Origin of the sequence: Mycobacterium intermedium, assembly GCF_002086275.1 — a bacterium.
GTDB lineage: Bacteria > Actinomycetota > Actinomycetes > Mycobacteriales > Mycobacteriaceae > Mycobacterium > Mycobacterium intermedium.
The window spans coordinates 1-2,063 of sequence record NZ_MVHT01000207.1 but is presented as its reverse complement, the minus strand read 5'-3'; the positions used below and the strand labels follow the sequence as shown (position 1 = coordinate 2,063).

Genomic DNA, 2,063 nt, shown 5'->3' with positions numbered 1-2,063 from the left:
ATGACCCCTTCAGTCTTGTAGCCGATGTCGAGGAGCACCTCGTCCCGGTCCACTTTGACGATGGTGCCTTCGACGATGTCGCCATCGTTGAAGTACTTGATCGTTTTGTCTATTGCGGCAAGAAAATCCTCGCTGGTGCCTATGTCGTTGACGGCTACTTGCGGCGAGGTGACGGCGGGACTCGGCATATTGTTGGGTTGCTCCGGACAGGGTTCATCGTAGGGACTTGGGACTTGAGTTATTGATGTGACCCGCGCAAAGCACAAACGGGTACCTCACGAGGCTACTCGACTGCGTACATCCAGGCCAAACCGCCCCGCAGCAGGTGAATCTACACGCTCGCGCCGCGGCGCTGTCGCCCGACCGAATCTGACACCAGCCCGCCGGGCATCAACCACTGCTGCGGCTCCCGCTTGATGAACTCCGCGAGCGCGTCGGCGACCTGCTGCGAGGTCTCTTGCACGGTCTCTCGGACGCTCTGATCGCTCCCGTCACGCGGGACACCGGCGGCGATCGGCCGCCCGAAAACCGGCTCACGCTGGTGTTTGTGCTGGAACACCGCGCCCGGGACGATCAGCGCGCCGGTTCGCAGCGCCAGCAGCGCCGGTCCCGGTCCGACGGGACGTTTGATCCCCGCGAGGTCCACCTGGATGCCCGTGCCGCCTCCGTCGCGCGCCCGGAAGTAGTCGCCGGCGATCGCAACGATGCGGCCGCGACGGATGGCATCCGACATCGCCGCGGTGATGCTGGCTCCGCCGGTGCGATCGACGACGATGAGTTCGAGTCCGGCCTTGTGCGCACCTCGGTCGATCACCCACTGCATCAACGCGCGCTGACGGTTGGCGACCACCGTGGTCGGCAGATCGTTGAGCGCGAGCACGATCGGCAGCGCGGCGTATGAGCCGAGGTGCGGGAACGCGACGATGGCGCCGACTCCGCTGGGTCGGCCGGCCTCGAGAGCGGCGTGGAGGGGTGAGGGATCCGCGATGTGGAAGCGGCGCACGGCGGCGGCATGCGGCGCGGCGAGGAACCAGATGGCGTCGTTGGCATTGCGGACCAGCGCGCGGTACATGGCTCGGACGGGATGCCACTTCCGGGAGGAGAACTGGGCCGTCGGGTCCACGTTGTCACGAAAGTCCTGCAGGATGCCCGAATGCTGGGCCCGGCCCCGCCAGTAGACGAAGCGGGCCAGCACGGCGAGGAGCGCGTCGGCGACCCGGTGCGGCAGCAGGCCGAACAATTTCGAGATGACCATGAGCGGGTAGCGCGCGAGGGGCTTGCGCTGCGCGGGCTCCGACATTGGCGCATTCTACGAACACTTATTGAGTTGCGGCATCGCCACGTCGGAGGTCGTAGAGTCAAGCCGCACGTCAGACAGGGCAACGGGAGGTTCGAGCGTGGATGAGGTGTTCGGCCGCTACCGACTGCGCGGACTACTCGGCGCCGGCGGCATGGGCCAGGTCTACCGCGCCTTCGACACCGAACTACACCGCCAGGTAGCAATCAAGGTCCTACCACCCCAAGCCAGCACCGACCCCACCTTCGAACGACGCTTCCGCCGCGAAGCCCGCACCGCCGCAGCAATCGGCGAACCCCACATCGTCCCCATCTACGACTCCGGACAAATCGACGGCCGACTGTTCATCGCCATGCAACTCATCGAAGGCACCGACCTGGCCACCCTGCTCGCCGACCACGGACCCCTGCCCCCCGAACGCGCCGTCAGCATCATCGAACAAGCCGCCGCCGCCCTGGATGCCGCCCACGACGCCGGACTCATCCACCGCGACATCAAACCCGCCAACCTCTTAGTCAACGCCAAAAACTTCGTCTACCTCATCGACTTCGGCATCGCCCACGCCCCAGGAGAAACCAACCTCACCGGCACCGGCAACATGATCGGCACCCTGGCCTACATGGCCCCCGAACGCTTCACCACCGGCACCGCCGACCACCGCGCCGACATCTACGCCCTAGCCTGCGTCCTGCACGAATGCCTCACCGCAACCAAACCCTTCCCCGGCACCAGCATCGAACAACAAATGTTCGCCCACCTCCAAGCA

Annotated in this window: 2 protein-coding genes and 1 pseudogene; 1 reads left to right on the top strand and 2 read right to left on the bottom strand. The window is 65.7% G+C overall.

Annotated elements, in window-relative coordinates; translation table 11 throughout:
* Positions 1 to 188 (bottom strand): annotated as a pseudogene (gene rpsA, locus BST27_RS30125) (30S ribosomal protein S1); the annotation flags it as partial.
* A gap of 143 nt (positions 189 to 331) precedes the next feature.
* Positions 332 to 1,300, bottom strand: a complete 969-nt coding sequence (locus tag BST27_RS30120) for a lysophospholipid acyltransferase family protein (protein WP_069417119.1) — start codon at positions 1,298 to 1,300, stop codon at positions 332 to 334.
* Between the two features lie 97 nt (positions 1,301 to 1,397).
* On the opposite strand from BST27_RS30120, the gene BST27_RS30115 reads away from it, so the two are divergent.
* Positions 1,398 to 2,063, top strand: a 666-nt coding sequence (locus tag BST27_RS30115) for a serine/threonine-protein kinase (protein ID WP_282957603.1), incomplete at its 3' end; no start/stop codon positions are given.

What these genes read in the sequence shown, in the direction of transcription:
- BST27_RS30120 (WP_069417119.1), bottom strand. Translation starts at nt 1,300, where the DNA reads ATGTCGGAGCCCGCGCAGCGCAAGCCCCTCGCGCGCTACCCGCTCATG.